Consider the following 23,496-nt stretch of genomic DNA (forward strand, 5'->3'; position numbering starts at 1 on the left):
ACTGGCTGCCATCTGCGCCGTTGGTTTCAGTGCTTCCAGGTTGGCTGCCATCTGAGCTGATGGTTTCAATGCTTCCAGACTGGCTGCCAGCTGAGCTGATGGTTTCAATGCTTCCAGACCGGCTGCCATCTGGGCCATCGGTTTCAGTGCTTCCAGACTGGCTGCCATCTGGGCCATCGGTTTCAGTGCTTCCAAACTGGCTATCATCTGGGCCGATGGCTTCATTGCTTTCAGACTGCTTGCTAACTCACCCATTGACGTAACTTTAGCCTGGCGCATAGCCTCGAAAATTGGTCTGGCTGAAACGCCATGGTTAGGCCCGAACCTGGATGGACTCACCCCAACTTCATATCGAGGCAGTAATTGAACATGACGGGCTGTAGGGCGGAATGCGTCAAGATGCATTAGACCTAGGGCTGCTGCTACGTACTGTGCTTTTCTCGCTGACAACCCCCAGTAGCGCGATAGGCGTAGTGAAATAGGAGCAATGAATTGATCGATTGCCAGCGGTTGACCGGAATAGATAGCCCCGTTTTGTTTGGCCTGCGAGCGCAGTTCTTCGTATCCACCATATCCCAATATCTGGGCAAAGATTTGCTGCACCAACGACCGCTTAGGCTTAACAGGCTGATCGGGATGATGCTTGGCAAGCTTGGAAACAGAGCTCTTGACGCGGCCACTCTCGAAGTCGGCCAATGTAACGGGAATACGAACCATGTAAACACCTCATACAGATGCACAAAATTTAAACAGCAGCTGGCGGGCCGTGGTGCACCTGATTAGGGTAAAGTTTCGTATCAAAATGAGGGGATGAAGCGGTTGTAGCAGGTTGGTCTCGTATCCAAAGAATTCGCGCAAGGCCAGCAGCACCGAACGAGACCAGTCCGGTTTGGCTAAAAATTTTAAAGGTCAAAGGAAAATTGTCAAGCTAAATTAGAGCTGCGCTTGCCTTCGCTGCACGTTGAATATGGCCCTGACAGTTTGTTGTTAACCCAAATTGATCTGGCGCCAGGGAGGTGGGAAAGACAGCTTTTGGCCGGAAACGGATGGTGTTGAAGTGATTCTGCTAGGAGAGGGTGGTACATAATTGGTACGAAGGGTTGGCCGAATGCTGGCAGGCCGCGGCAATCAAGGCTGTTAGATTAAGTAGCCCCAATCCATCATCGGCGCAACGCTGAAGCGCCGAGACGGCTCAGGCCTTGTGGTGCTTGGGTTCATGGTCTGTTCTACGGGCATTGGTGTCTAGGCAACGATCGAAACAAGGAAAAAGGCCGACGGCGCGGTCAGTGACCCCGCCGGATCGGCCTTCAGAAAAAGTTGCCCTGGTTTACCAAGAGTGGCTGGCGTGTGCCTGCCCGTTGCCAGGATGGCGACGCAACGTCGGTTTTATCTCAGCCCCGCAGCCACCCCGCCTTGATCGGCACCGCCATCAGGCTGCGATAGCAGCGTTGCGCCAGATCGGTGACAGGCTGGCCAATACGTCTCCAGACTGGCGAGAACCCGGCATAAACCAAAAGCGAAACCACCATCCCGCCCACCATGTCGAGTGGGAAGTGCACGCCCAGAAATACCCGCGCCCAGGCGACGCTCAATCCGGTCAGCAGAATGATCAGGCCCCACCCCGACAAACCATCCAGCAGCAGGGTAAAGCCGATGCAGGCGAACACGGTCATGTGATCGCTTGGGAATGACGAATCGGGTGCGTGCATCATCCACGTGTGGCCCAAGCCCATCATGAACGGCCGAGGATGTGGCCAAATGGCCCAGATGAGCTGGTTGGCGAGCAAGGCGATCACGGTGACCAACGTCGCTTTGAGCATCAGCCTGCGTTCCCCGGGGCTGCCCCATAACCAGAAGCCCAACAGCAGCACGGGCAGCAGGTAGATCAGGCCGGCAGCGATGCCGATGGCGAGCTGAATCAGCCAGTGCGGCGTGTCGCCGCCAGCGTTGATCAGCAGGAAAAAGCTGCGGTTGAGTGCTTCAAGTTCGCCCATGGTTTGCGTCCACGCAGGTGTTTCAAGTGCTGATAGATTCAATTAAAGCTGTTCGCTTTATTCGATCCGTAAATTAGGTATGAAGGTTGTTTCATCAGGCGGATGTACGAGCGGCAATGAAAAGGCCGATGGCGTGGTCAGTGACCTCGCCATCGGCCTTGGAACAGCCTCTTTTCCGATCGCTACTTCTGGGCGTTGGCAGCCGTTTCCTGCGTATGTTCCGCCTTGTCCTGCGGCAACAGGTCGAACTCATGCAGCCCATCCTTGCGGTACGGGTCGCCGATCCAGCGCGGTGCTGCGGCAAACTGCGCGTTCACCAGGCTCTTGGCCGGTTCGTACTTGTCGTAGCTCAAACCCGCCAGGTCCGACAGCGTGTGAATGAGGTGCGCGCTGCTGTAGGGGCGGTTGGCCATGGCCTGCAGGTCGCGCGGGTGCGCCGCCTGCCAGCTCGGCGAGGTCCACAGCAGGAACGGCACGGTGTACATCGGCCGGGTCGGCGCGCCTTCGTTGCGGCCCAGGCGGTCGTGGTTGCCGGAGCTGTACACGTCTTCACCGTGGTCGGACAGGTACAGCAGGAAGCCGTTCGGGGTGGTCGCCGCGTACTGCTTGATCAGGCTCGACACCACGAAGTCGTTGTAGCGCACGGCGTTGTCATAGAAGTTGTAGGTTTCCACCTGGTCATCGGTCAGCGCTTCTGGGGCACCCTTGCGATCGGTGAAGTGCTGATAGGCATCCGGGTACCGGTAGCGGTAGTCCATGTGCGTGCCCAGCAGGTGGACGATGATCAGCTTCTTCGGCGCCGGGTCTTTCAGGGCCTTCTCGAACGGTGGCAGCACTACTTCGTCGTACTGGCTGGCGTTCTGGTTGCGCTGGTTGTTCAGGTACACCTGCTCATCCGTCTGCTGCGAGAAGGTGGTGAGCATGGTGTTGCGCTTGGTCATGGTCTGCTGATTGGTGATCCAGAAGGTCTTGTAGCCCGCCTGTTTCATCAGGTTCATCAGCGACGGCTCGGTGAGGAAGCGGTCGGGGTGTTCTTCGTCGCCGAAGGTGAGGATCTGCTGCATCACCTCGATGGTGTAAGGGCGCGGGGTGACCACGTTCTGAAACACGGTCAGGCTCTTGTCGGCAGCGGCCAGGGCGTCCAGGTTGGGGGTGGTGTCGCGATTGTAGCCGTACAGGTGCATGTGTTCGCGGGTGGTCGACTCACCAAGCACCAGTACCAGGGTGCGCGGGGCTTCGCCGCTGCTGTCCTGGAGGTTCTGCAGCGGGGGCAGGGCGGCGTTCTGGGCCAGCAGGTTCTGCATGTTGTTCAGCTGTTGCAGGTATTGGCGGTAGCCGACCACCAGCTGCCAAGGCACGGCAGGCTCCATGCGTTGCTGCACTTTCTCTGCCGCGTCGGCGAAGTTGCGTTCCTGGGTGACCATCTGCTTGTAGAACGGCAGCACCAGGTTGGCGACCAGCAACAGCACCACGACCGGGATGCGGCTGCGCAGGCGCAGGGTAACCGGGCGAACTCGGGTCCACAGCAGCACTGCGCCCACGGTGTAGGCCAGCAGGCCGAGCATCAGGCCGATGCTGAAGTACTGGCTGAAGTACTCGCCCGCTTCGGCGGTGTTCGACTCGAACATCACGAAGATGACGCTTTGCGAGAATTCCTGATGGTAGATGCCGAAGTAGCTCAAACCCACCAGCGAGGCAGCCCACAACACCACGCCGATGATGGCGGCGAGGGTGCGGGTGAGGCGTGGCAGCAGCAGCACCGGGACGAACCACAGGGTACTGAGGAACAAGGCGTCGCGGAAACCGGCGAAACCGGTGGTGCCACTGAACAGAAGAAGCGCCTGGGTGACGCCGGAGAAATACCAGAAGAACAGCAAGAGCCAGCCCAGGCCGGCCCAGTCCACGCGCTTGGGCGCGGATGGGGATGCGGTGTTTGCCACGTGTGCCTCGTAAAACAATGGCGGCAGCCAGAAAAGGAGGCTGCCGGAAAGGCAGAGACGCTAGAGGGCGGGATGTGAAAATTGCGTTAACGAATTATCTAAAAAGTCTTAACAAATCATTACGGCGAGGTGGTTCCTACAAATCAAGAAACAGATTTTTCCTCTGGATTGTAGGACGCCTCTGAATCAGGCTTTGGGCCATTGCGGTGGGAAATCGAGCTCCCTAGGCTGGCGGTGCCGTTGCAAATTCAATGGCCAGGTCTGCAAGCCTGTAGGTTCACTAGAAATGCCACCGTCAGTTGATCGCGTTTCGCGTCCAGCTGCGCCTTATGGTGGCTACGTACGGGTGATCTTCGGATCAGCCGGGGTTTCTAGTTGACCTGGTCTTGCAGGCCTGTACGTAGCCGCCACCCAATCATCTGCAAGTGAGCAGGTGGCGATTTTTTCAATTCAGCTAGAGATTTTCGCCATGCTCAAAATGGTTCCCGATCCACCTTTTACCCCCGATGCATCCCACTACCTCGAAGACACCTTGGTCGAGGCCACCGAATACCTGCTCTGCGGCTTGGCCGTGGCCCAGCAGGCCGTCACCACGCTGCCCAAGTCACCCGCCACCGTCATGACCCTGTCGATGATCCATGAGATGGAGGCAGTGCGCACGTTGCTGGAGTCGGCGATTGCGCAGGTGCAGTTGAAGCGGCCCCGGCAGGTGCACACGCTGCATTGAGGCGCTGGCCCATTCGGCTGATGGCTCGGACAGGTGTGTTGCCTGGGCAATCGCATTCGCGGGTGAACCCGCTCCCACAGGGACCGCGCAAGGTCCGAAATTCTGCGCAAGGCTCAGGTCTGACAGAGTAGTTGTGGGAGCGGGTTCACCCGCGAAGAGGCCATCGGTTACATTGCAGCGCGCCGTCGCTCGATCAAAGCGCCCATTGTTCATCCGGCACTGCGGATTCACTTCACTGCTTGGCCGAGGTGCCGTTGGGCTAGCGGTGTAGGTGTTGGCTGGCGCACAGTGTTTCAGCAGCTTGCCTTGCTGGAGGCAGGCTGCGCTCCCCAACCTTTTTGTCATCTCGTTGAACTTGAAGCACTTTCTGCCCTGGCACGGTTGCTGCTCCGCTCCCTGGACTTTCTCAAGTCCTGCCAAGGAGCACCCTCATGAGCCAGCAACCGATCAAATTCGCCTACTGGGTCCCCAACGTCAGTGGTGGCCTGGTGGTCAGCACCATCGAGCAGCGCACCAGCTGGGACATCGACTACAACCGCAAGCTGGCGCAGATCGCCGAGCGGGCCGGTTTCGACTACGCCCTGTCGCAGATCCGCTTCACCGCTGGCTACGGTGCCGACAACCAGCACGAATCGGTCACCATCAGCCACGCGCTGCTGGCGGCCACCGAGAAGCTCAAGGTCATTGCCGCCATTCTGCCTGGCCCATGGAACCCGGCGCTGGCGGCCAAGCAACTGGCGAGCATCGACCAGTTCACCAATGGCCGAATCGCCATCAACGTGGTGTCGGGCTGGTTCAAGGGCGAATTCCATGCCATTGGCGAGCCTTGGCTGGACCACGACGAACGCTATCGCCGCTCCGAAGAGTTCATCCGGGCGCTCAAAGGCATCTGGACTGAGGACAACTTCACCTTCAACGGCGACTTCTATCGCTTTCGCAACTACAACCTCAAGCCCAAGCCGCTGCAGCAGCCGCACCCGGAAATCTTCCAGGGCGGCAGTTCGAGGGCGGCGCGGGACATGGCGGCGCGGGTGTCGGACTGGTACTTCACCAACGGCAATACGGTAGAAGGGATCAAGGCGCAGGTCGATGATATCCGTGCCAAGGCTGCTGCCAACGGGCATTCGGTGAAGATCGGGGTGAATGCGTTCATCATCGCCCGCGATACCGAGGAACAGGCCCGGGCGGTGTTGCAGGAGATCATCGACAAGGCCAACCCCGAGGCGGTGCAGGCTTTTGGCCATGAAGTGAAGCATGCCGGCTCCGCCAGCCCGGAAGGCGAGGGCAACTGGGCCAACTCCAGCTTCGAGGACCTGGTGCAGTACAACGACGGCTTCAAGACCAACCTGATTGGCACACCACGGCAGATTGCCGAGCGCATCGTGGCATTGAAGGCGGTGGGGGTGGACTTGATTCTGTCCGGGTTCCTGCATTTCCAGGAGGAAGTGGCGTACTTCGGCGAACAGGTGTTGCCATTGGTGAGGGCGCTGGAGGCTGAGAAGGCAGAGGTGCAGGCTGTCGCTTGATCGGTGCAGGGCCCCAGGGCCTTATCGCCGGCTAGCCGGCGGTGGGGCCAGTAAAGACAGCACAAACCCTCAGGTCGGTTTCAGGATGCGCCTGGTCGCTCGCATGCAACCCCTCGGCGCCACAAGTGCCATGCTTGTGGGATGCCCATGAGCCCAGTGCGCGCAGACGCACGGCCATCGGCAAGGAGGCCCCCGTGCCCACGCCACCGTGTCGTGGCCGGTGTGCCGCAGCAGAACACGCCGGATACCTGCCCCTCATAACAAATCAGGCAGGGTCCGTGATGCCGAGGTCCGCTGTATGCCTGATGATTTGCTTTACCTGCCCGCTATCCAGAGCATCCTGACCCGCAAGAAGGATACCCCCGGCGCGCTGTTGCCGATCCTTCACGCCATCCAGGACGCCGTTGGTTTCATCCCCGAAGCTGCAGTTCCTGAAATCGCCCACGCCCTCAACCTCAGCCTCGCCGAAGTGCGCGGGGTGATCAGCTTCTATCACGACTTCCGCACCACACCGCCGGCCCGTCACACGCTGCGCCTGTGCCGCGCCGAATCGTGCCAGAGCCGTGGCAGCGAAGCCCTGGCCGCGCAGTTGCGCGAACAGCTGGCGCTGGATGATCACGGCACCAGCGCCGACGGGGCCATCAGCCTGCGCCCGGTGTATTGCCTGGGCGCCTGCGCCTGTTCACCGGCGCTGGAGCTGGATGGCCAGCTGCATGCACGGCTTACTCCCGAGCGCTTGCGGGCCCTGGTGAACGGTTGCCTGGAGGGCGAAACATGCTGAAGCTGTTCATCTCCTGTGATTCGGTGGCGCGCGCGGTCGGCGCCGACCAGGTAGCCAGCGCCATTCAGGCGGAAGCCGAGCGGCGCCAACTGCCGGTCGAGATCCAGCGCACCAGCTCACGCGGCCTGTACTGGCTGGAGCCGCTGGTGGAATGCGAAACCCCGCAAGGGCGGCAAGGCTTCGGCCCGGTCAGCCCGGAAGACGTAGCGTCGCTGCTCGACGCCCTGGCTGGAGAACCTGGCGGTCATTCTCTGGCGCTGGGCGCGGTCGAAGAGCTGGCCTACCTGAAAACCCAGCAACGCCTGCTGTTCGCCCGCGCCGGCATCACCCGCCCATTGTCGCTGGACGACTACCGTGCCCACGGCGGTTTCAAGGGCCTGGAGAAGGCCGTGGCGCTGGACGGCGCCGCGGTGGTCGCTGCCGTGCTCGATTCCGGCCTGCGCGGCCGGGGCGGCGCGGCGTTCCCGGCTGGTATCAAGTGGCGCACCGTGCGCGAGGCCACGCCTGTGCAGAAGTATGTGGTGTGCAACGCCGACGAAGGCGACTCCGGCACCTTCGCCGACCGCATGCTGATGGAGGGCGACCCCTTCCTGCTGATCGAAGGCATGATCATCGCCGGCCTCGCCGTCGGGGCCGACCAAGGCTACATCTATGTGCGCTCGGAATACCCGGACGCCATCGGTGTGCTCAACCAGGCGCTCGCCATCGCCCGCGATGCCGGTTACCTCGGCAGTGACGTGGCCGGCAGCGGCCAGGCCTTCGACCTGGAGGTGCGGGTGGGTGCCGGTGCCTATATCTGCGGCGAGGAAACGGCGCTGCTCGAATCCATCGAAGGCAAGCGCGGCATCGTGCGCGCCAAGCCGCCGCTGCCCGCACTCGAAGGCCTGTTCGGCCTGCCGACGCTGGTGCACAACGTGCTCACCCTGGCGTCGGTGCCGGTCATCCTGGCCGAGGGCGCGGCGTTCTACCGCGATTTCGGCATGGGCCGTTCGCTGGGCACCATGCCGTTCCAGCTGGCCGGCAATATCCGCCACGGCGGCCTGGTGGAACGCGCCTTCGGCCTGACCCTGCGCGAGCTGGTGGAAGGCTATGGCGGCGGCACCGCCAGCGGTCGCCCGCTCAAGGCCGCGCAGGTCGGCGGGCCGCTCGGCGCCTGGGTACCGCCCAGCCACTTCGATACCCCGCTGGACTACGAGGCGTTCGCCGCCATGGGCGCGATGCTCGGCCACGGCGGCGTGGTGGTGGCCGACGACACCCTGAACATGGCCAGCATGGCGCGTTTCGCCTTGCAGTTCTGCGCCGAGGAATCCTGTGGCAAGTGCACCCCATGTCGGATCGGCTCGACCCGCGGCATGGAGGTGGTCGACCGGCTGATCGCGACCAGCGACTTCAGCGAGCGCCATGACCAGGCCCTGCTGCTGCGCGACCTGTGCGACACCATGCAGTACGGCTCGCTGTGCGCCATGGGCGGCATGACCGCCTACCCGGTGGCCAGCGCCCTCAAGTACTTTCCCGCCGATTTCGGGCTGACCACCACGGAGGCCGCACAGTGATCAATTACTTTGACCCCGGGGCTGATACCAACATCGATCTGGGCACGCCAGCCCGCGACAGCGACGTACAGATCAGCCTGAACATCGATGGCCGCAGCATCAGCGTGCCGGCCGGCACCTCGGTGATGCGCGCCGCCGCCATGCTCGGCACCAGCATCCCCAAACTGTGCGCCACCGACAGCCTCGAAGCGTTCGGTTCGTGCCGCATGTGCATGGTGGAAATCGAAGGCATGCGTGGCTACCCGGCCTCGTGCACCACGCCGGTTGCCGAGGGCATGGTGGTGCGCACGCAAACCTCACGCCTGGCCGACCTGCGCCGCAACGTGATGGAGCTGTACATTTCCGACCACCCGTTGGACTGCCTGACCTGCTCGGCCAACGGCAACTGCGAGCTGCAGACCGTCGCCGGCCAGGTCGGCCTGCGCGAGGTGCGCTACGGCTATGACGGCGCCAACCACCTGGCGGAGAAGAAGGATACGTCCAACCCGTATTTCGATTACGAGCCGAGCAAGTGCATCGTCTGCAGCCGCTGCGTGCGTGCCTGCGAAGATATCCAGGGCACCTACGCCCTGACCATCACCGGGCGCGGTTTCGAATCACGGGTGGCGGCGGCCGGCGGCGACAACTTCCTCGCTTCCGAATGCGTGTCGTGCGGCGCCTGCGTGCAGGCCTGCCCGACGGCGACGCTCACCGAGAAGAGCCTGGTCCAGCTTGGCCAGCCCGAGCGTGCGGTGATCACCACCTGCGCCTACTGCGGCGTTGGCTGCTCGTTCCGCGCCGAGATGAAGGGCGACCAGCTGGTGCGCATGGTCCCGGACAAGAACGGCGGCGCCAACCATGGCCACGCCTGCGTCAAGGGCCGTTTCGCCTGGGGTTACGCCACCCACCCCGACCGCATCACCAAACCGATGATCCGCAAGCGCCTGGAAGACCCGTGGCAGGAAGTCAGCTGGGACGAGGCGGTGACCTACGCTGCCAGCGAGTTGCGCCGCATCCAGCTCAAGTACGGGCGCGACTCGATCGGTGGCATCACCTCCAGCCGCTGCACCAACGAAGAAGCCTACCTGGTGCAGAAACTGGTGCGTACGGCGTTTGGCAACAACAACGTCGACACCTGCGCACGGGTTTGCCACTCGCCGACCGGCTATGGCCTGAAGCAGACGCTGGGTGAGTCCGCCGGCACCCAGAGCTTCGACTCGGTGATGCAGGCCGACGTGATCCTGGTGATTGGCGCCAACCCCACCGACGCCCACCCGGTATTCGGCTCGCAGCTCAAGCGCCGCCTGCGCCAGGGCGCGCGGCTGATCGTCATCGACCCACGGCGCATCGACCTGGTCGACTCGCCCCACGCCCGTGCCGAACTGCACCTGCAACTGCGCCCCGGTACCAACGTGGCCATGCTTAATGCCCTGGCCCATGTGATCGTCAGCGAGGGCCTGCTGGCCCAGCGTTTCATCGACGCCCGCTGCGAAACCGAAGACTTCGCCCGCTGGCGCGACTTCGTCAGCCTGCCGGAAAACGCTCCGGAAGCCCTGGGCCCGGTCTGTGGCGTGCCTGCCGAGCAGATCCGCGCCGCCGCCCGGCTGTACGCCACCGGCGGCAACGCGGCGATCTACTACGGCCTGGGTGTGACCGAGCACAGCCAGGGCAGTACTGCGGTGATGGGCATCGCCAACCTGGCCATGGCCACCGGCAACATCGGCCGCGAAGGGGTAGGGGTGAACCCGCTGCGTGGGCAGAACAACGTGCAGGGCTCCTGCGACATGGGGTCGTTCCCCCACGAGCTGCCCGGTTACCGGCACATCTCCAACGAAGGCGTGCGCGCCGAGTTCGAGCAGGCCTGGGGCGTGACCCTGCAGCCCGACCCGGGCCTGCGCATCCCCAACATGTTCGAGGCGGCGCTGGACGGCAGCTTCAAGGCGCTGTACTGCCAGGGCGAGGACATCGCCCAGAGCGACCCCAACACCCAGCACGTCACCGCCGCCCTGCTGGCGATGGAGTGCGTGGTGGTGCAGGACATCTTCCTCAACGAGACGGCCAAGTTCGCCCACGTGTTCCTGCCGGGCAGCTCGTTCCTCGAGAAGGACGGCACCTTCACCAACGCCGAGCGGCGCATCTCGCGGGTGCGCAAGGTGATGGAGCCGCTGGCCGGCAAGGCCGACTGGGAAGCCACCATGGCCCTGGCCAATGCCCTGGGCTACCCGATGAATTACCGCCACCCGGCCGAGATCATGGACGAGATCGCCCGCCTGACGCCGAGCTTCCACCGCGTCAGCTATGCCGAGCTCGACCGCCACGGCAGCCTGCAATGGCCGTGCAACGACGCCGCCCCGGACGGCACCCCGACCATGCATATCGACCAGTTCGTGCGGGGCAAGGGGCGCTTCATGCTGACCGGTTATGTGCCCACCGACGAGAAGGTCAACAGCCGCTACCCGCTGCTGCTGACCACCGGGCGCATTCTCAGCCAGTACAACGTCGGCGCCCAGACCCGACGTACCAGCAACACTGCCTGGCACGACGCCGACCGGCTGGAAATCCACCCCAGCGATGCCGAAAGCCGTGGCATCCACGACGGCGACTGGGTGGGCATCGGCAGCCGTGCGGGGCAGACCGTGCTGCGCGCCAAGGTCAGTGCACGGGTGGCGCCGGGGGTGGTGTATACCACCTTCCACTTCCCCGAGTCCGGCGCCAACGTGATCACCACAGACAACTCCGACTGGGCCACCAACTGCCCGGAATACAAGGTCACCGCGGTGGAGGTGGTGAAGGTGTTCCACCCGTCGGAATGGCAGAAGCGCTACCAGGACTTCAGTGACGAACAGCGGCGCCTGCTCAAGGAACGCCGCACTGCGGAAAAAGCCGAGGTGCGCCGATGAGCAGCGACAACCTGGTCAAGATGGCCAACCAGATCGCCCACTACTTCGACAGCGAGCCGAACCGGCAGTTGGCGGTGCAAGGGGTGAGGCAGCACCTGCAGAGCTTCTGGACGCCAGCGATGCGCCGGCAGCTGGGGGAGTGGATTGCTGCCCATGGGCAGGAAGGGCTGGATGCCAAGGTGGTGGAGGCCTTGGCCTAGCGCTCGCCTGTGCCGGCCCTTTCGCGGGCAAGCCCGCGAGGGGGCCGGAACAGGGAAAATGAAATGTCCGTCATTTATGCAAGACGAATCCCACTGCGATGCTACGCTCGCGGAAACTCTCGTCACGGATATTCCCTATGGACATGAACTGGCACCAGGCCCTGCAAGAGAGCCTGAGCTGGCTTGCAATCGCCTCGTTCATCACCCTCATCGGCTTCACCGCCGCTGCCTCCCTGGCCGTGCGTTACACGCGCTGGGGCAGACAGTTCTGGCAGCTGGCGGGGCCTTACTTCACCTTCCGGCGCAGCTGGCGCCCGCTGCTGGTGTTCGGCCTGCTACTGGTACTGACGCTCTTCTCGGTGCGCCTGAACGTGCTGTTCTCGTTCTGGTACAACGGCTTCTACAGCGCCCTGCAGGCCCTCGACCAGACCGCCTTCTGGTACCTGCTGGGGGTGTTTGCGGTGCTGGCCACCATCCATGTGCTGCGTTCGCTGTTCACCTTCTACGTGACCCAGGCGTTCAGCATCCAGTGGCGGGTGTGGCTGACCGAGCGCCTGACGGGTGACTGGATGAAGGGCGATGCCTACTACCGCGGCCGCTTCCTCGCCGAGCCGGTGGACAACCCCGACCAGCGTATCGAGCTGGACGTCAGCGCGTTCGTCAGCAACTCCGTGTCGCTGGCCCTGGGCGCGGTCAGCGCGCTGGTTTCGCTGGTGGCCTTTACCGGCATCCTCTGGGGCCTTTCGGCGCCGCTGACGGTGGCAGGGTACGAGATTCCCCGGGCGATGGTGTTCGCGGTGTACGTCTATGTGCTGATCGCCACCTGGGTTGCCTTCCGCCTCGGCCAGCCGCTGATCCGCCTGAACTTCCTCAACGAAAAGCTCACGGCGAACTTCCGTTATGCGCTGATGCGCCTGCGTGAGAACGCCGAGAACATTGCCTTCTACCAAGGCGCGCCGGTCGAACGGGCGACTTTGCTGGGGCGCTTCGGCGCGCTGATCGTCAATGTCTGGGCCCTGGTGTTCCGGAACCTCAAGTTCAGCGGCTTCAACCTCGGTGTCAGCCAGGTGGCGGTGGTGTTCCCGTTCATCCTCCAGGCGCCGCGTTTCTTCAGCGGGGCGATCAAGCTGGGTGACGTGATGCAGACTTCCCAGGCGTTCGGCCAGGTGCAGGATTCGCTGTCGTTCTTCCGTGAGTCCTACGACACCTTCGCCCAGTACCGCGCCACCCTCGACCGTTTGACCGGCTTCCTCGATGCCAATGACCAGGCCAGCGCACTGCCACGGGTGCAGACCAAAGACCAGCCGCGGGCGCTGGATATCATCGGCCTGCAAGTGCTGCGCCCGGATGGGCATGCGCTGATCGCCGACCTCGACCTGCGCCTGCACGGTGGCCAGGCGCTGCTGATCAAAGGGCCGTCGGGCAGTGGCAAGACCACCTTGCTGCGTGCCCTGGCGGGCCTGTGGCCGTATTCCGAGGGTGAGGTTCGGCGGCCGCTGGGTACCCAGGCGTTGTTCCTGTCGCAGCGGCCTTACCTGCCCCTGGGCGACCTGCGCACCGCCATTGCCTACCCGGCCGACAGCCAACCGGGGGATGAAGCACGCATGCAGCAGGCCCTGCGCGAGGTCAACCTGGCGCACCTGGCCGAGCGGCTGGCGGTCAATTGCGACTGGTCGAACATTCTGTCGGTCGGTGAGCAGCAGCGCCTGGCGTTTGCCCGGGTGCTGTTCAACCGGCCGCAGGTGGTGTTCCTCGACGAGTCCACTTCGGCGATGGATGAAGGGCTGGAGCATGCGATGTATGCGTTGTTGCGCAAGGAAATGCCCGAGACCTTGCTGGTGAGTGTGGGGCATCGCAGCACCTTGGCCGACTTCCATACCCATCGGCTGGAAGTGGATGGGCAGGGCGGTTGGTCGCTGCGCCAGCAGGAGGTCCTGGCTTAACCTTCGGCAGTTCGGCTGCCAGTGCCGGCCTCTTCGCGGGTAAACCCGCTCCCACAGGGACCGCACAGGTCCTGAGCATTGTGCAGTCCCTGTGGGAGCGGGCTTGCCCGCGAAGAGGCCGCCACTGGCAATAAAGATTCAGGGCTGATGCGCGGCATCGAGCATCACAATCAGCTCAGCCCCTTCGTTGCGCACATTCCCCACTTCCTTGCCCACCGCAAACCATTCGAACGCCTCCACCGGCAAGCACTGCTCCCGCGCCAGTCGCTCGGCTTCTTCGGCAGGTACGTCTGGGTCGATCCACGCCCGGGCATGCTCCGGGCTCAGCACCAAAGGCCGGCGGTCATGGATATCGACCATTCCCGCATCGCTGGCAGCAGTGATGATGACGAAGCCATCCCCCTCGTTCGGCTCCAGCCCCGCATGCACCTCGGCCAGCGCCGCCATGAACATCGGCGCCTGGCTCTTCAGGCGGATGAAATAGGGTTGCTTGCGCTTGGGGTCCTGCGGGTCGGCCACCCATTCGTACCAGCCGTCGGCCATCACCAAGGCCCGCCCTTGCGGCCAGAGGGCCTTGAAGAACTTGCCGGTGGTCACCGTCTCTACCCGCGCGTTGATTGGTGCCGGCCGTTTGCCCGTGGCCCAGAACGGTGCCCATCCCCAATGGCAAGGGTCGATGCGCAGGCCATCGGCAGCCTGATGCAGGATCAGCACGCGGCTGCCGGGGGCGACGTTGTAGCGGCCGATCGGCTGGTTGTCGTAGCCGCTGATCACGTCCTGTTCGGCGTCCAGTTCACGCAGGTAGTCGGCCAGGCCCTGGTACTGGGCGAAGCGTCCGCACATGGCATGTACCCCCACTTGTCGAAATATCCTACGGCGAAATTGACCGGATACTCGCTACCGCGTTTACTGTATATGCATACAGCCAATTATCAAGGCCGTCTCATGACTTCCATCCTGGGTCCCATCACGGGCGGCAGTGCTGCCGTGCCGCGCTATCTGTTCCGTGTTCCGGCGGGCTTTCCGTCGCCAGCCGCCGACCACATGGAGCAGCCTATCTCGCTGGACGAACTGCTCAACCTGCGCGCACCGCACATCTATCTGGTCAGGATAGACGGCGACAGCATGCAAGGCGCCGGTATCTTCGATGGCGACCTGGTGCTGGTCGACCGCTCGATCGAGGCGCGCCATGGCCATATCGTGATTGCCGCAGTCAACGGCGAGCCATTGTGCAAGCGCCTGCAGCACGTTGCCGGGCAAGTGCTGCTGCGTTCGGAAAACCCCCGCTATGCGCCACGCTACATCATGGAGGGTGACGACTTCATGATCTGGGGGGTGGTGACCTTCAGTGTGCGCAGCCACGACCCGGCCGCCTGAGCGGGCTCAGCGCAACAGCGTCACGCCCAGCAGCGTGGCACCGGCAAACCCCGCCCCGACCAGGAAGGTCGCCTGGAACCCGGCGCCATCCCACAGCAGCCCGGCCACCACGCTGGCGACCAGCAGCGCCACCCCGGTCAGCAGGTTGAACAGGCCGAATGCCGTGCCGCGCAGGTTGGCCGGTGCGCTGTCGGCGATCAGCGCGGCGAAGATGCCCTGGGTGAAGCCCAGGTGCAGGCCCCAGGCCGCCACGCCCAGTGCCAGCCCGGCCCAGCCTGGCAGCAGGGCCAGCAACAGGTCGGCGGCAACCAGCAGGCCCAGCCCGATCATCAGCACGCCCCGGCGGCCCACGCGGTCCGACAGCGCACCGGCGGGGTAGGCTGACAGCGAATAGGCCAGAGCCATGAGCACCAGCACCGCTGGCGCCCACAACGGCGCCAGGCCCATGTCCTGGGCGCGCAGCAGCAGGAACGCCTCGCTGAAACGGGCCAGGGTGAACACCATGGCCAGGCCGATCAGCCGCCAGTAGGCCGGGCCCAGGCGCGCCAGTTCATGCAGCGCCAGGGGCGAGCGCAGCGGCCGCGCACCGGGCGATACCTCGGGTTCGCGCACGAAGGCGACGAGAATGTACACGGCGATGAATGCCGGGATCACCGCCGCCCAGAATACCGTCTGGAAATGGCTCGCCGTCAGCCACATCAGCACGATAGCCAGCAGCGGGCCGAGAAAAGCGCCGACGGTGTCCAGCGCCTGGCGCAGGCCGAATGCCGCGCCACGCAGCTCGGGCGGGGTCACATCAGCCACCAGCGCATCGCGGGGGGCGCCGCGGATGCCCTTGCCGATACGGTCGACGAAGCGCGCCGCCGTCAGCCACTCCAGCCCGGAGGCCATGGGGAACACCGGCTTGGTCAGCGCGCCCAGGCCATAGCCCACCACCGTCAGCAGCTTGCGCTTGCCGAGGCGGTCGCTGAGCGCCCCGGAGAACACCTTGGTGACCGCCGCAGTGGCCTCCGCGATGCCCTCGATGAAGCCGACGGCGACCACCGAAGTACCGAGTACGGTGACCATGTACAGCGGCAGCAGGGCGTGGATCATCTCCGAGGAAATATCCATGAACAGCGACACGAAGCCCAGCGCCCAGACGCTGCGAGGCATCTTCGGCAGGGCCTTGGCGGCGGTGCCTTGCTCGGTCTTTTCGGCGCTGCGCATCGGGAGCCTCGGCGGGTTGCCACAATTCGAAACTGTAGGAGCCCGTGGGCAGGATGCAAATCGGATGAGTGGCTGCAGGCTTCGGCAGGATGTTGTGATTAACTGTATATAAATACAGTACTGTTGATGCTGCCCGATGAAACCCACACCTGTTTTTGCCCTGATCGACTGCAACAGCTTCTACGCCAGCTGCGAGCGGGTGTTTCGCCCCGACCTGCAGCGCACGCCCATCGTCGTGCTCAGCAACAATGATGGCTGCATCGTCGCCCGCAGTGCCGAGGCCAAGCCGTTGGTGAAGATGGGCCAGCCGTACTTCCAGGTGAAAGACCTGCTGCGCCGTCACGGCGTGGTAGCGTTTTCCTCCAACTATGCGCTGTATGGCGACATGAGCCAGCGGGTGATGACGGTGATCGAAGGCATGGTCCCGGCGCTGGAGGTGTACTCCATCGACGAAGCCTTTGCCGACCTGGCCGGCATGCCTGGCGACCTGGAGCGCCTTGGCCGCGACATCCGCGCGCGGGTGTTCAAGCACACTGGCATTCCGGTCGGGGTCGGTATCGCTGGCACCAAGACCCTGGCCAAGCTGGCCAACCACGCGGCCAAGCGCTGGTCGGTACAGAGCGGTTGGGTAGTCGATCTGCGGGATCCGACAAAGCGCGAATGGGTGCTGAAAAAGTGCGATGTGTCGGAAGTCTGGGGCATCGGCAAGCGCCTTACCGCACACCTGCAGGAAATGGGCATCCGCACCGCCTGGGACCTGTCCCGTGCCAACCCCGGCCTGCTGCGCAAGACCTTCAGCGTGGTGGTGGAAAAGACCGCCCGCGAACTGGCCGGCATACCTTGCCTGCAACTGGAAGAGGTCGACCCGCCACGCCAGGAAATCTGCTGCAGCCGCATGTTCGGCCAGCGCCTGACCGCGCTCGCACCGCTCAAGGAAGCGGTGGCCACCTACGTGATGCGCGCGGCGCAAAAGCTGCGCAAGCAGCGCTCGCTGGCGCAGCGCATGCGGGTGAGCATCCGCACCGGCATGTTCAACCCCGATGAGCCGCGCTACGCCAACGGCGTGGTGGTGCAGTTGCCGTACCCGACCGACGACGAGCGGCTGCTTACACGCCTGGCGCTGGAGGCGGTGGAGCGGGTGTATCGCGAGGGGTTTCGCTACAGCAAGGCCGAGGTGCTGCTGATGGAGTTGTGCCAGCGCGGGGAGGTGACGGGCGATCTGTTTGCGCCGACGCAGAGCGTGAAGGCCGAGCGGGTCATGCAGGTGATCGACGGCGTCAACGGGCGCTGGGGGAGGGGGACACTGCGCAGCGCGGCGGTGCCGGCGGCGGCGCAGTGGGCGATGCGGCGGGAGTTGATGAGTGCGGGGTATACCACGCAGATGGCGGGGCTGTGGCGCGTCAATCCTTGAGGCCGTTGGTCCTGCTACGCGGGTGCTGATTCAGGACATTGCGCTGGTCGAGCCACGCTTCGAAGCAGGTGAAGGTGTCGACGGCGGCCTGTACCGTGATGGCCTGTGCCGGCGCTGCCGCCGATGCCTGGCCAAGCCGTTCGAGGAAGCTTCGCCAGTAGCTGCCGGTCAGCTCGCCGTACACGTCGAGGAAGGCGGCACCGCTGTCGTGGCCGATGCCCAGGCGCTCGGCCATTGCCCGCTTGAGCACCTGGCCACCCAGCGTCGAGCCTTCCAGCACGTACATCACGCCCAGCGCGCTGGCCTCGTCGCGGATGGCCGGCAATGCCTGGCACTGTGGCAGGGCGGCGATGTCGGCTTCACTCAGGTTCAGCGCCAGCAGGTCGCGGGCCAAGGTCGCGGTCTTGCGGCGTTCTGGTCCCTGATACTCGCTCAGGTGATGTTCCAGGGGGGCATGGAAACCGTAATAGGCCTGCAGCAGGCGGCGGTAGGCGGCGCTGTCGAAGCCAGGGCTGAAGAAGGGCAGGCGCGCCTCCAGTGCCTTGTGGCAGTCACGGGTGCCTTCGCGCAGGGCGAGCAGCAAGGGGCTGGGGGTAGTGATGGGCATTGGTCTGGCTCTGCTGGCATTTCGCCTGATTTGGAGTGGCGATGCTAACCCGGCGTTCCGCCTTGGCGTGACTTTGTTGCAGTAAAAATGTGGCCGGCGTGTTAAACCAGTCGGCCTGACCCTCAGTGAAGAACGCCCCTGGTGAAAGCCGTACGCCTGACCTTGCTCTGCCATGCCCTGACCCAGGCCCAGAAGAACGGGCGCCTGGCACACCCCGACGACGGCATCTTGCCTTTGGCCGTGGAGCCTTGGGTGAGCACTCCCGACACGCAGCTGCTGGCTGCGCCGGAGCGGCGTGCAGCACAGACGGCGGCGTGGCTCTCGCCGCAGGTGCAGATTGAGCCGGCGTTGGCCGATTGCGCCCTTGGCCATTGGCAGGGCTTGCCGCTCAAGCAACTGCAGGCCGAGCAGCCGCAGGCGTTGGCGCAGTGGCTTGAGGATCCGCTCAGCGCGCTCCATGGCGGCGAGTCGTTCGCGCAGCTGTGCAAACGCGTTGGGGCATGGTTGATGGCCTTCGACAGGCCCGGTGAATGGCTGGCGGTGACTCACCCGTGGGTGATTCGCGCTGCGCTGGTGACGGTGCTGGAGTGCCCGCTGGCGGCCGCGCAGCGGATCGATGTGCTGCCGTTGTCGCGGGTGGAGCTGAGCTTTACCGGGCAATGGCGCTTGCGTCTGGGCTGAGCAAGCGCCGTTTGCGTGGTCAGAACGCCAACTTGTAGCCGATCAGCAGCAACATGGTGGCCAGGCAAGGGCGCAGCACGCGGTCGGAGATGCGCCCGGTGAGGTGGCTGCCCAGGTAGATGCCTGGCAGCGAGCCCAGCAGCAGGTAGCCCAGCAGCGACCAGTCCATGTTGCCCATGCCGGCGTGGCCGATACCGGCGACCAGGGTCAGGGGTACGGCGTGGGCGATTTCGGTGCCGACCAGGCGGCGGGTGGCCAGGAACGGGTAGAGCAGGAACAGCGCCACGGTGCCCAAGGCACCGGCACCAATGGAGGTCAGGGTGACCATGATGCCCAGCACCACACCGGTCAGCACGGTGAGGATGTTCAGGCTGCGGTCGCTGAGGTGGTAGTGGTCACCGGCGTGGCGACTGGCGAACGCCTGCAGGCGCGATTTGAACAGAATCGCCAGCGCGGTGAGGATCAGAACCACCGCCAGGCCCTGCTTGATGATTGCGTTAAGCGCCGTGGTGTCGGTGTGCAGGGTGCTGAGGAACCACAGGGTCAGCGCCGCCGCCGGCACGCTGCCGAGGCTGAGCAGGCCGGTGATCTTCCAGTCGATGTTCTTGTTGCGGGCATGCACCCAGACGCCACTGCCCTTGGTGATGGCGGCATACAGCAGGTCAGTGCCCACGGCAGTTGCCGGGTTGATACCGAACCACAGCAGGATCGGGGTCATCAGCGAGCCGCCGCCGACGCCGGTCATGCCGACGATGAAACCCACAACCAGTCCGGCAATGGTGAAACCGAAAGATCCTACATCCATACGCTACTCGACTGCCCAGCTTTGCCCGTTATCGGATGGGTGCCAGCATATAGGGAGTTTTTATAGCCAAATAGACTTGTTCGTTATTAGGTTATAACCGAGGTTGGGGTGGGGGTGCCTGGCTGGAGGTTTCTGGCGCCTGTGAAATCGAGCGCCGCCCGCGCGGCGCATCGCGGATGAAATCCGCTCCTACTTTTGTTGCAACGTGGCCATGCCTGTCAGGCCAGGGTTGTCAGCCGGTTTGCACGACTCAAGACATGCACCAAGGCTGGCAACCATGGCGTAACAGGTTCGGCACGTTGCAACAAATGTGGGAGCGGATTTCATCCGCGATGCGCCGCGCGGGCGGCGCTCGATCTTCGCCCCAACACAAAACCCCAGCCCTACACCGAGGCCTCACGCCCAGGCCTCACCCCCAGGCCTCAGATACGGAAACTGCCCACCAGCTGCTTCAGGCGCCCAGCCTGCTGAGCCAGCGCGTCGCAATGCTGCAGGGTCTGGTTGAGGTTCTCCACCCCTTGCTGGTTCAGCGCGTTGATCTGGGTGATGTCCAGGTTCAGGCTATCCACCACTGCGGTCTGCTCTTCGGTAGCCGTGGCCACCGACTGGTTCATGCCGTCGATTTCGCCGATGCGCTGGGTCACGCTGGCCAGGCGTTCGCCAGCCTGGTTGGCCACCTGCACGGTCTGTTCGCTCGATACCTGGCTGGTGTTCATGGTGTGCACCGCCTCGCGTGAACCCACCTGCAGGCTGGTGATCATGCGGTGGATCTCTTCGGCCGATTCCTGGGTCCGATGGGCCAGGTTGCGTACCTCGTCGGCGACCACGGCAAAGCCGCGCCCAGCCTCACCGGCACGGGCGGCCTCGATGGCGGCGTTGAGGGCCAGCAGGTTGGTCTGCTGGGAAATGCCCTTGATCACGTCGAGGATCTTGCCGATCTCGTCGGTGCTGGCATTGAGGGTTTCGATCTGTTCGCACGACTCGCTGATGCGCTGCGACAGCGCGGTCATGGCGCTGATCGCCTGCTCGACCACTTCACGGCCGCCATGGGCCTGCTCGCTGGCGCCGCTGGCGTGTTGCGAGGCATCGGCCGCGTTGCGGGCGATTTCCTGAGTGGCGGCGCCCAGCTGGTTGATCGCCGCCGCCACACTGTTGGTGCGCATGCTCTGCTCTTCGGAACCGATGATCGAGGCATTGGACGCGTTGACCACTTTTTCCGACAGGTCGTGCACCAGGCGGGTGGCCGAGGACACTTCGCTGATCGAGCTGTGGATGCGTTCGACGAAGCGGTTGAACGAGCTGGCCAGTTCGCCGAATTCGTCCTTGTGCTGCACGTCGAGGCGGCGGGTCAGGTCGCCTTCACCTTCGGCGATGTCGCGCATGGCGCGGCCCATGGTGGTCAGCGGGCGCATCAGCACCGGAATCAGCAGGCCGAGCAGCCCGGCGATGGCGGCCACGGCGATGAGCATGGCGATGATCGCCGAGGTGCGGAACTGGCTGAGTGCGGCGTAGGCCTTGGCCTTGTCGATCGACAGGCCGATGTACCACTGTGCCGACGGCAGGCCGGCGACCGGGGCGAACGAGATCAGCCGGTCCTCGCCGTTGAGGGTGACATCCTGCATGCCCGTGGTCACGCGCAGGCCGCTGCCGGGGTAGATGTCCTTGAGGTTCTTCATCAGCTGGCCCTTGTCCGGGCTGACGATCACCTGGCCGCTGCTGTCGGCGAGGAAGGCGTGGCCGATGCCACCGAAGTCGACCGAGTTGATGATCTCGACCAGGGTGTCGAGGGTCAGGTCGCCGCCGACCACGCCGATCAGCTCGCCGCTGTGCTTGCTTTTCACCGGTACCGCGATGGTCACCATCAGGCCGCCGACTGCGCCTTGGTAGGGTGCAGTGAGCACGGTCTGGCCGGCGCTGGCCGCGCTGCTGTACCACGGTCGCTGGCGTGGATCGTAACCGGCCGGCATCTGGGTATCAGGGCGCTGGGTGAACACGCCGTTGGCTTGGCCAAGGTAGGTGAACAGGAAATTTCGCGTATAGGAAGGCTGCTCGATCAGCCCGCCGAGGGTGCCTCCTGCCCCTTGTTCGGCAATGTCCTGCGCCAGGTTTTCAAGCACCAGAATGCGCCCGCTCATCCAGTTCTGCACGCTGCTGGCGGTTAGCGCGCCGGCTTGCTGCACGGAAGATTCGATGTTCTGGCGAAGGGTGTTGCGTTGCAGATAGTCGTTGTAGAGCGTGAACAGCGCAAAGGCCAGCACCACGACACCGCAGGCGCTGAGGAGGATTTTGTGGCGAAATTTCAGGTTCATGTTTCGAGACCTTGAGCCATTGAGGGGAGGGCGCCAGGCGCTTGTGGCGCGATGGCGGGTCCTGTCCTCTGGGATATCGGCGCGGCCGGTAAAAGGTTGAAACACTTACTTATTTTCTTTGCCTCAGGTCGACGGACGGTGGGCTAGCCGGTGGCTAGCAGGTCGATCAGCAGGCGTGCGCCCTGGCGCAGCGGTTGCTGCTTGCGCCACAAGGCATGGATCGGCAGCTGCAGTTCGTTGCGGGTGTTGCGAAATTGCAGGCGCACCAGGCGCCCGGCATCGACCAGCGGCGCCACGCGGGCCAGTGGCAGGTCACCCCAGCCGAGGCCGGCTTCGACCATTTGCAAGGCCAGGTCGAAACTGTCGGTGGACCAGTGCGTGGCGCCGATCAGCGGGCGCGGGTCGAGCAGCGGCAGGTCGCGGCTGCGGACCAGGATCTGGCGCACATTGACCAGGTCCTCGAGGTAGTGGATACGGCCTTCGAGCAGGGCCGGGTGGGCCGGCGACAAGGTGGCCACCAGCGACTCCATGCCGACGTGCTGGAAGCTGCGGCGGGCATCGACCTGCAGGCCGGCGAAGGCCAGGCACAGGTCGGCGCGGCCAATGTCGAGCAGGTGCAGGGCTTCTTCCTGAGGGGCGCTGAGCAGCTGGATGTCGAGCAGCGGGTAGCGTGCGCCGAGGCTGGCAATGGCCGCCAGCAGCGGACGATGGTCGATATCGGGGACCACGGCCAGGGTCAGGTTGCTTTCCAGGCCTTGGGACAGCTCCAGCGCGTGCACTTGCAGCAAGCCCAGCTGTTCGGCGATCAGCCGCGCATGGGGTTCCAGGGCCAGGGCCTGGGCGGTGGCGCGGACTTCGCGTGGGCCGCGCTCGAACAGGGGGTAGCCCAGTTCGGCTTCAAGGTTGCCGATGCCCATGCTGACTGCCGAGGGTACGCGCTGCAGGGCGCGGGCGGCGGCGGAAAACGAACCGCGGTCGAGCACGGCGAGAAACAGCTGGATGTTGTCGCTGGAAAAATTCATGGCAGCCTCCTGTCAGTCAATCTGAAAGCTGCTGACTTTTCCTGTCAAGCGGATTGAACCATCCTTGCGCCTCATTGTATTGCGACACATGAGGTAACCCGTGCAGGGCATCAAACGCAAACTGGTCTACGTGACCTTTTATGAACTGATCGGCCTGTGCATGTCGACGCTGGGGCTGGCCTACCTGTCGGACACCCAGGCGTCGCACACCGGGCCGCTGGCAGTGATGATCACCTCCATCGCCATGCTCTGGAACCTGATCTACAACAGCCTCTTCGAGTACTGGGAGAGCCGTCAGGCCACACGTGGACGCAGCGTGGCACGGCGGGTGGCGCATGCTGTCGGCTTCCAGCTGACCTTGGTGGTGTATTTGATTCCGCTGATCGCCTGGTGGTTGGACATGAGCCTGGTGGAGGCGTTTCTGGTGGACCTGGCGTTCATCATTCTGATCCCGTGCTACACCTTTGCCTACAACTGGGCGTTCGACCGGATCTTTGGCCTGCCGACTTCGGCCATGGCCACTGCCTGATGC

Annotated in this window: 20 protein-coding genes and 1 pseudogene; 11 read left to right on the plus strand and 10 right to left on the minus strand. The window is 63.9% G+C overall.

Annotation, left to right across the window (positions count from 1 at the left end; all coding sequences use genetic code 11):
* From ACIPZ5_RS00370 to ACIPZ5_RS00380, 3 genes are all read right to left on the minus strand, one after another.
* The coding region (locus ACIPZ5_RS00370; RefSeq protein ID WP_400805851.1) for a hypothetical protein at positions 1-717 on the minus strand (717 nt) is incomplete at its 3' end.
* A gap of 674 nt (positions 718-1,391) precedes the next feature.
* A complete protein-coding gene (locus ACIPZ5_RS00375; RefSeq protein WP_400805854.1) occupies positions 1,392-1,994 on the minus strand; it encodes a phosphatase PAP2 family protein in 603 nt (200 codons plus the stop codon).
* A 182-nt stretch (positions 1,995-2,176) separates the two neighbouring features.
* A complete protein-coding gene (locus ACIPZ5_RS00380) occupies positions 2,177-3,934 on the minus strand; it encodes a phosphoethanolamine transferase CptA (protein WP_343597203.1) in 1,758 nt (585 codons plus the stop codon).
* A 469-nt stretch (positions 3,935-4,403) separates the two neighbouring features.
* Here ACIPZ5_RS00380 and ACIPZ5_RS00385 point away from each other — a divergent pair, with 469 nt between their 5' ends.
* From ACIPZ5_RS00385 to ACIPZ5_RS00415, 7 genes are all read left to right on the plus strand, one after another.
* The gene (locus ACIPZ5_RS00385; RefSeq protein WP_343597204.1) at positions 4,404-4,661 is read left to right on the plus strand and encodes a hypothetical protein; all 258 of its coding nucleotides are present in this window, start codon (positions 4,404-4,406) and stop codon (positions 4,659-4,661) included.
* A 431-nt stretch (positions 4,662-5,092) separates the two neighbouring features.
* Positions 5,093-6,187, plus strand: coding sequence for a dimethylsulfone monooxygenase SfnG (gene sfnG, locus ACIPZ5_RS00390; protein WP_400805857.1), 1,095 nt, complete (start codon positions 5,093-5,095; stop codon positions 6,185-6,187).
* Between the two features lie 298 nt (positions 6,188-6,485).
* On the plus strand, positions 6,486-6,968 hold the full coding sequence (locus ACIPZ5_RS00395; protein WP_400805860.1) for a formate dehydrogenase subunit gamma: 483 nt from the start codon (positions 6,486-6,488) through the stop codon (positions 6,966-6,968).
* Positions 6,962-8,521: a formate dehydrogenase beta subunit gene (locus tag ACIPZ5_RS00400; RefSeq protein WP_400805862.1), complete on the plus strand. Its 1,560-nt coding sequence runs from the start codon at positions 6,962-6,964 to the stop codon at positions 8,519-8,521. Before ACIPZ5_RS00395 ends, ACIPZ5_RS00400 begins: the two co-directional genes overlap by 7 nt.
* Positions 8,518-11,400, plus strand: coding sequence for a formate dehydrogenase subunit alpha (gene fdhF, locus ACIPZ5_RS00405; protein ID WP_400805865.1), 2,883 nt, complete (start codon positions 8,518-8,520; stop codon positions 11,398-11,400). Before ACIPZ5_RS00400 ends, fdhF begins: the two co-directional genes overlap by 4 nt.
* Positions 11,397-11,600, plus strand: a complete 204-nt coding sequence (locus ACIPZ5_RS00410; RefSeq protein ID WP_313711987.1) for a formate dehydrogenase subunit delta — start codon at positions 11,397-11,399, stop codon at positions 11,598-11,600. The genes fdhF and ACIPZ5_RS00410 overlap by 4 nt, the downstream gene beginning before the upstream one ends.
* Before the next feature lie 137 nt (positions 11,601-11,737).
* The gene (locus ACIPZ5_RS00415; RefSeq protein ID WP_343597213.1) at positions 11,738-13,543 is read left to right on the plus strand and encodes an ABC transporter ATP-binding protein/permease; all 1,806 of its coding nucleotides are present in this window, start codon (positions 11,738-11,740) and stop codon (positions 13,541-13,543) included.
* A gap of 138 nt (positions 13,544-13,681) precedes the next feature.
* Here ACIPZ5_RS00415 and ACIPZ5_RS00420 read toward each other — a convergent pair whose 3' ends face one another.
* Positions 13,682-14,386 (minus strand): SOS response-associated peptidase family protein, encoded by a 705-nt coding sequence (locus ACIPZ5_RS00420; protein WP_343597215.1) that lies wholly within the window; start codon positions 14,384-14,386, stop codon positions 13,682-13,684.
* A 102-nt stretch (positions 14,387-14,488) separates the two neighbouring features.
* On the opposite strand from ACIPZ5_RS00420, the gene ACIPZ5_RS00425 reads away from it, so the two are divergent.
* Positions 14,489-14,920, plus strand: coding sequence for a LexA family transcriptional regulator (locus ACIPZ5_RS00425; RefSeq protein ID WP_261940885.1), 432 nt, complete (start codon positions 14,489-14,491; stop codon positions 14,918-14,920).
* Positions 14,921-14,926: 6 nt separating this feature from the next.
* On the opposite strand, the gene ACIPZ5_RS00430 is transcribed toward ACIPZ5_RS00425, so the two are convergent.
* Positions 14,927-16,129, minus strand: coding sequence for an MFS transporter (locus ACIPZ5_RS00430; RefSeq protein ID WP_400805868.1), 1,203 nt, complete (start codon positions 16,127-16,129; stop codon positions 14,927-14,929).
* Positions 16,130-16,265: 136 nt separating this feature from the next.
* Here ACIPZ5_RS00430 and ACIPZ5_RS00435 point away from each other — a divergent pair, with 136 nt between their 5' ends.
* Positions 16,266-17,540 (plus strand): Y-family DNA polymerase, encoded by a 1,275-nt coding sequence (locus tag ACIPZ5_RS00435; protein WP_400805871.1) that lies wholly within the window; start codon positions 16,266-16,268, stop codon positions 17,538-17,540.
* Here ACIPZ5_RS00435 and ACIPZ5_RS00440 read toward each other — a convergent pair.
* Positions 17,530-18,147: a biliverdin-producing heme oxygenase gene (locus tag ACIPZ5_RS00440; protein WP_400805873.1), complete on the minus strand. Its 618-nt coding sequence runs from the start codon at positions 18,145-18,147 to the stop codon at positions 17,530-17,532. The two genes, ACIPZ5_RS00435 and ACIPZ5_RS00440, sit on opposite strands and share 11 nt — an antisense overlap.
* A gap of 141 nt (positions 18,148-18,288) precedes the next feature.
* Between ACIPZ5_RS00440 and ACIPZ5_RS00445 the strand changes: the two genes are divergently transcribed.
* Positions 18,289-18,828, plus strand: coding sequence for a histidine phosphatase family protein (locus tag ACIPZ5_RS00445; protein WP_400805876.1), 540 nt, complete (start codon positions 18,289-18,291; stop codon positions 18,826-18,828).
* Between the two features lie 19 nt (positions 18,829-18,847).
* On the opposite strand, the gene ACIPZ5_RS00450 is transcribed toward ACIPZ5_RS00445, so the two are convergent.
* The 4 genes and pseudogenes from ACIPZ5_RS00450 to ACIPZ5_RS00465 form a co-directional block, all read right to left on the minus strand.
* The gene (locus ACIPZ5_RS00450; RefSeq protein ID WP_261940876.1) at positions 18,848-19,633 is read right to left on the minus strand and encodes a sulfite exporter TauE/SafE family protein; all 786 of its coding nucleotides are present in this window, start codon (positions 19,631-19,633) and stop codon (positions 18,848-18,850) included.
* Positions 19,634-20,055: 422 nt separating this feature from the next.
* Positions 20,056-20,796 (minus strand): methyl-accepting chemotaxis protein, encoded by a 741-nt coding sequence (locus ACIPZ5_RS00455; protein ID WP_400806676.1) that lies wholly within the window; start codon positions 20,794-20,796, stop codon positions 20,056-20,058.
* Between the two features lie 117 nt (positions 20,797-20,913).
* Positions 20,914-21,942 (minus strand): annotated as a pseudogene (mcpA, locus tag ACIPZ5_RS00460) (methyl-accepting chemotaxis protein McpA); the annotation flags it as partial.
* Between the two features lie 143 nt (positions 21,943-22,085).
* Positions 22,086-22,964, minus strand: a complete 879-nt coding sequence (locus ACIPZ5_RS00465; protein ID WP_400805879.1) for a LysR family transcriptional regulator — start codon at positions 22,962-22,964, stop codon at positions 22,086-22,088.
* Between the two features lie 100 nt (positions 22,965-23,064).
* On the opposite strand from ACIPZ5_RS00465, the gene ACIPZ5_RS00470 reads away from it, so the two are divergent.
* The gene (locus ACIPZ5_RS00470; RefSeq protein ID WP_261940873.1) at positions 23,065-23,493 is read left to right on the plus strand and encodes a PACE efflux transporter; all 429 of its coding nucleotides are present in this window, start codon (positions 23,065-23,067) and stop codon (positions 23,491-23,493) included.
* Positions 23,494-23,496 lie beyond the last annotated feature (3 nt).

It is taken from the genome of Pseudomonas sp. NPDC089428 (genome assembly GCF_044749325.1).
Lineage (GTDB): Bacteria > Pseudomonadota > Gammaproteobacteria > Pseudomonadales > Pseudomonadaceae > Aquipseudomonas.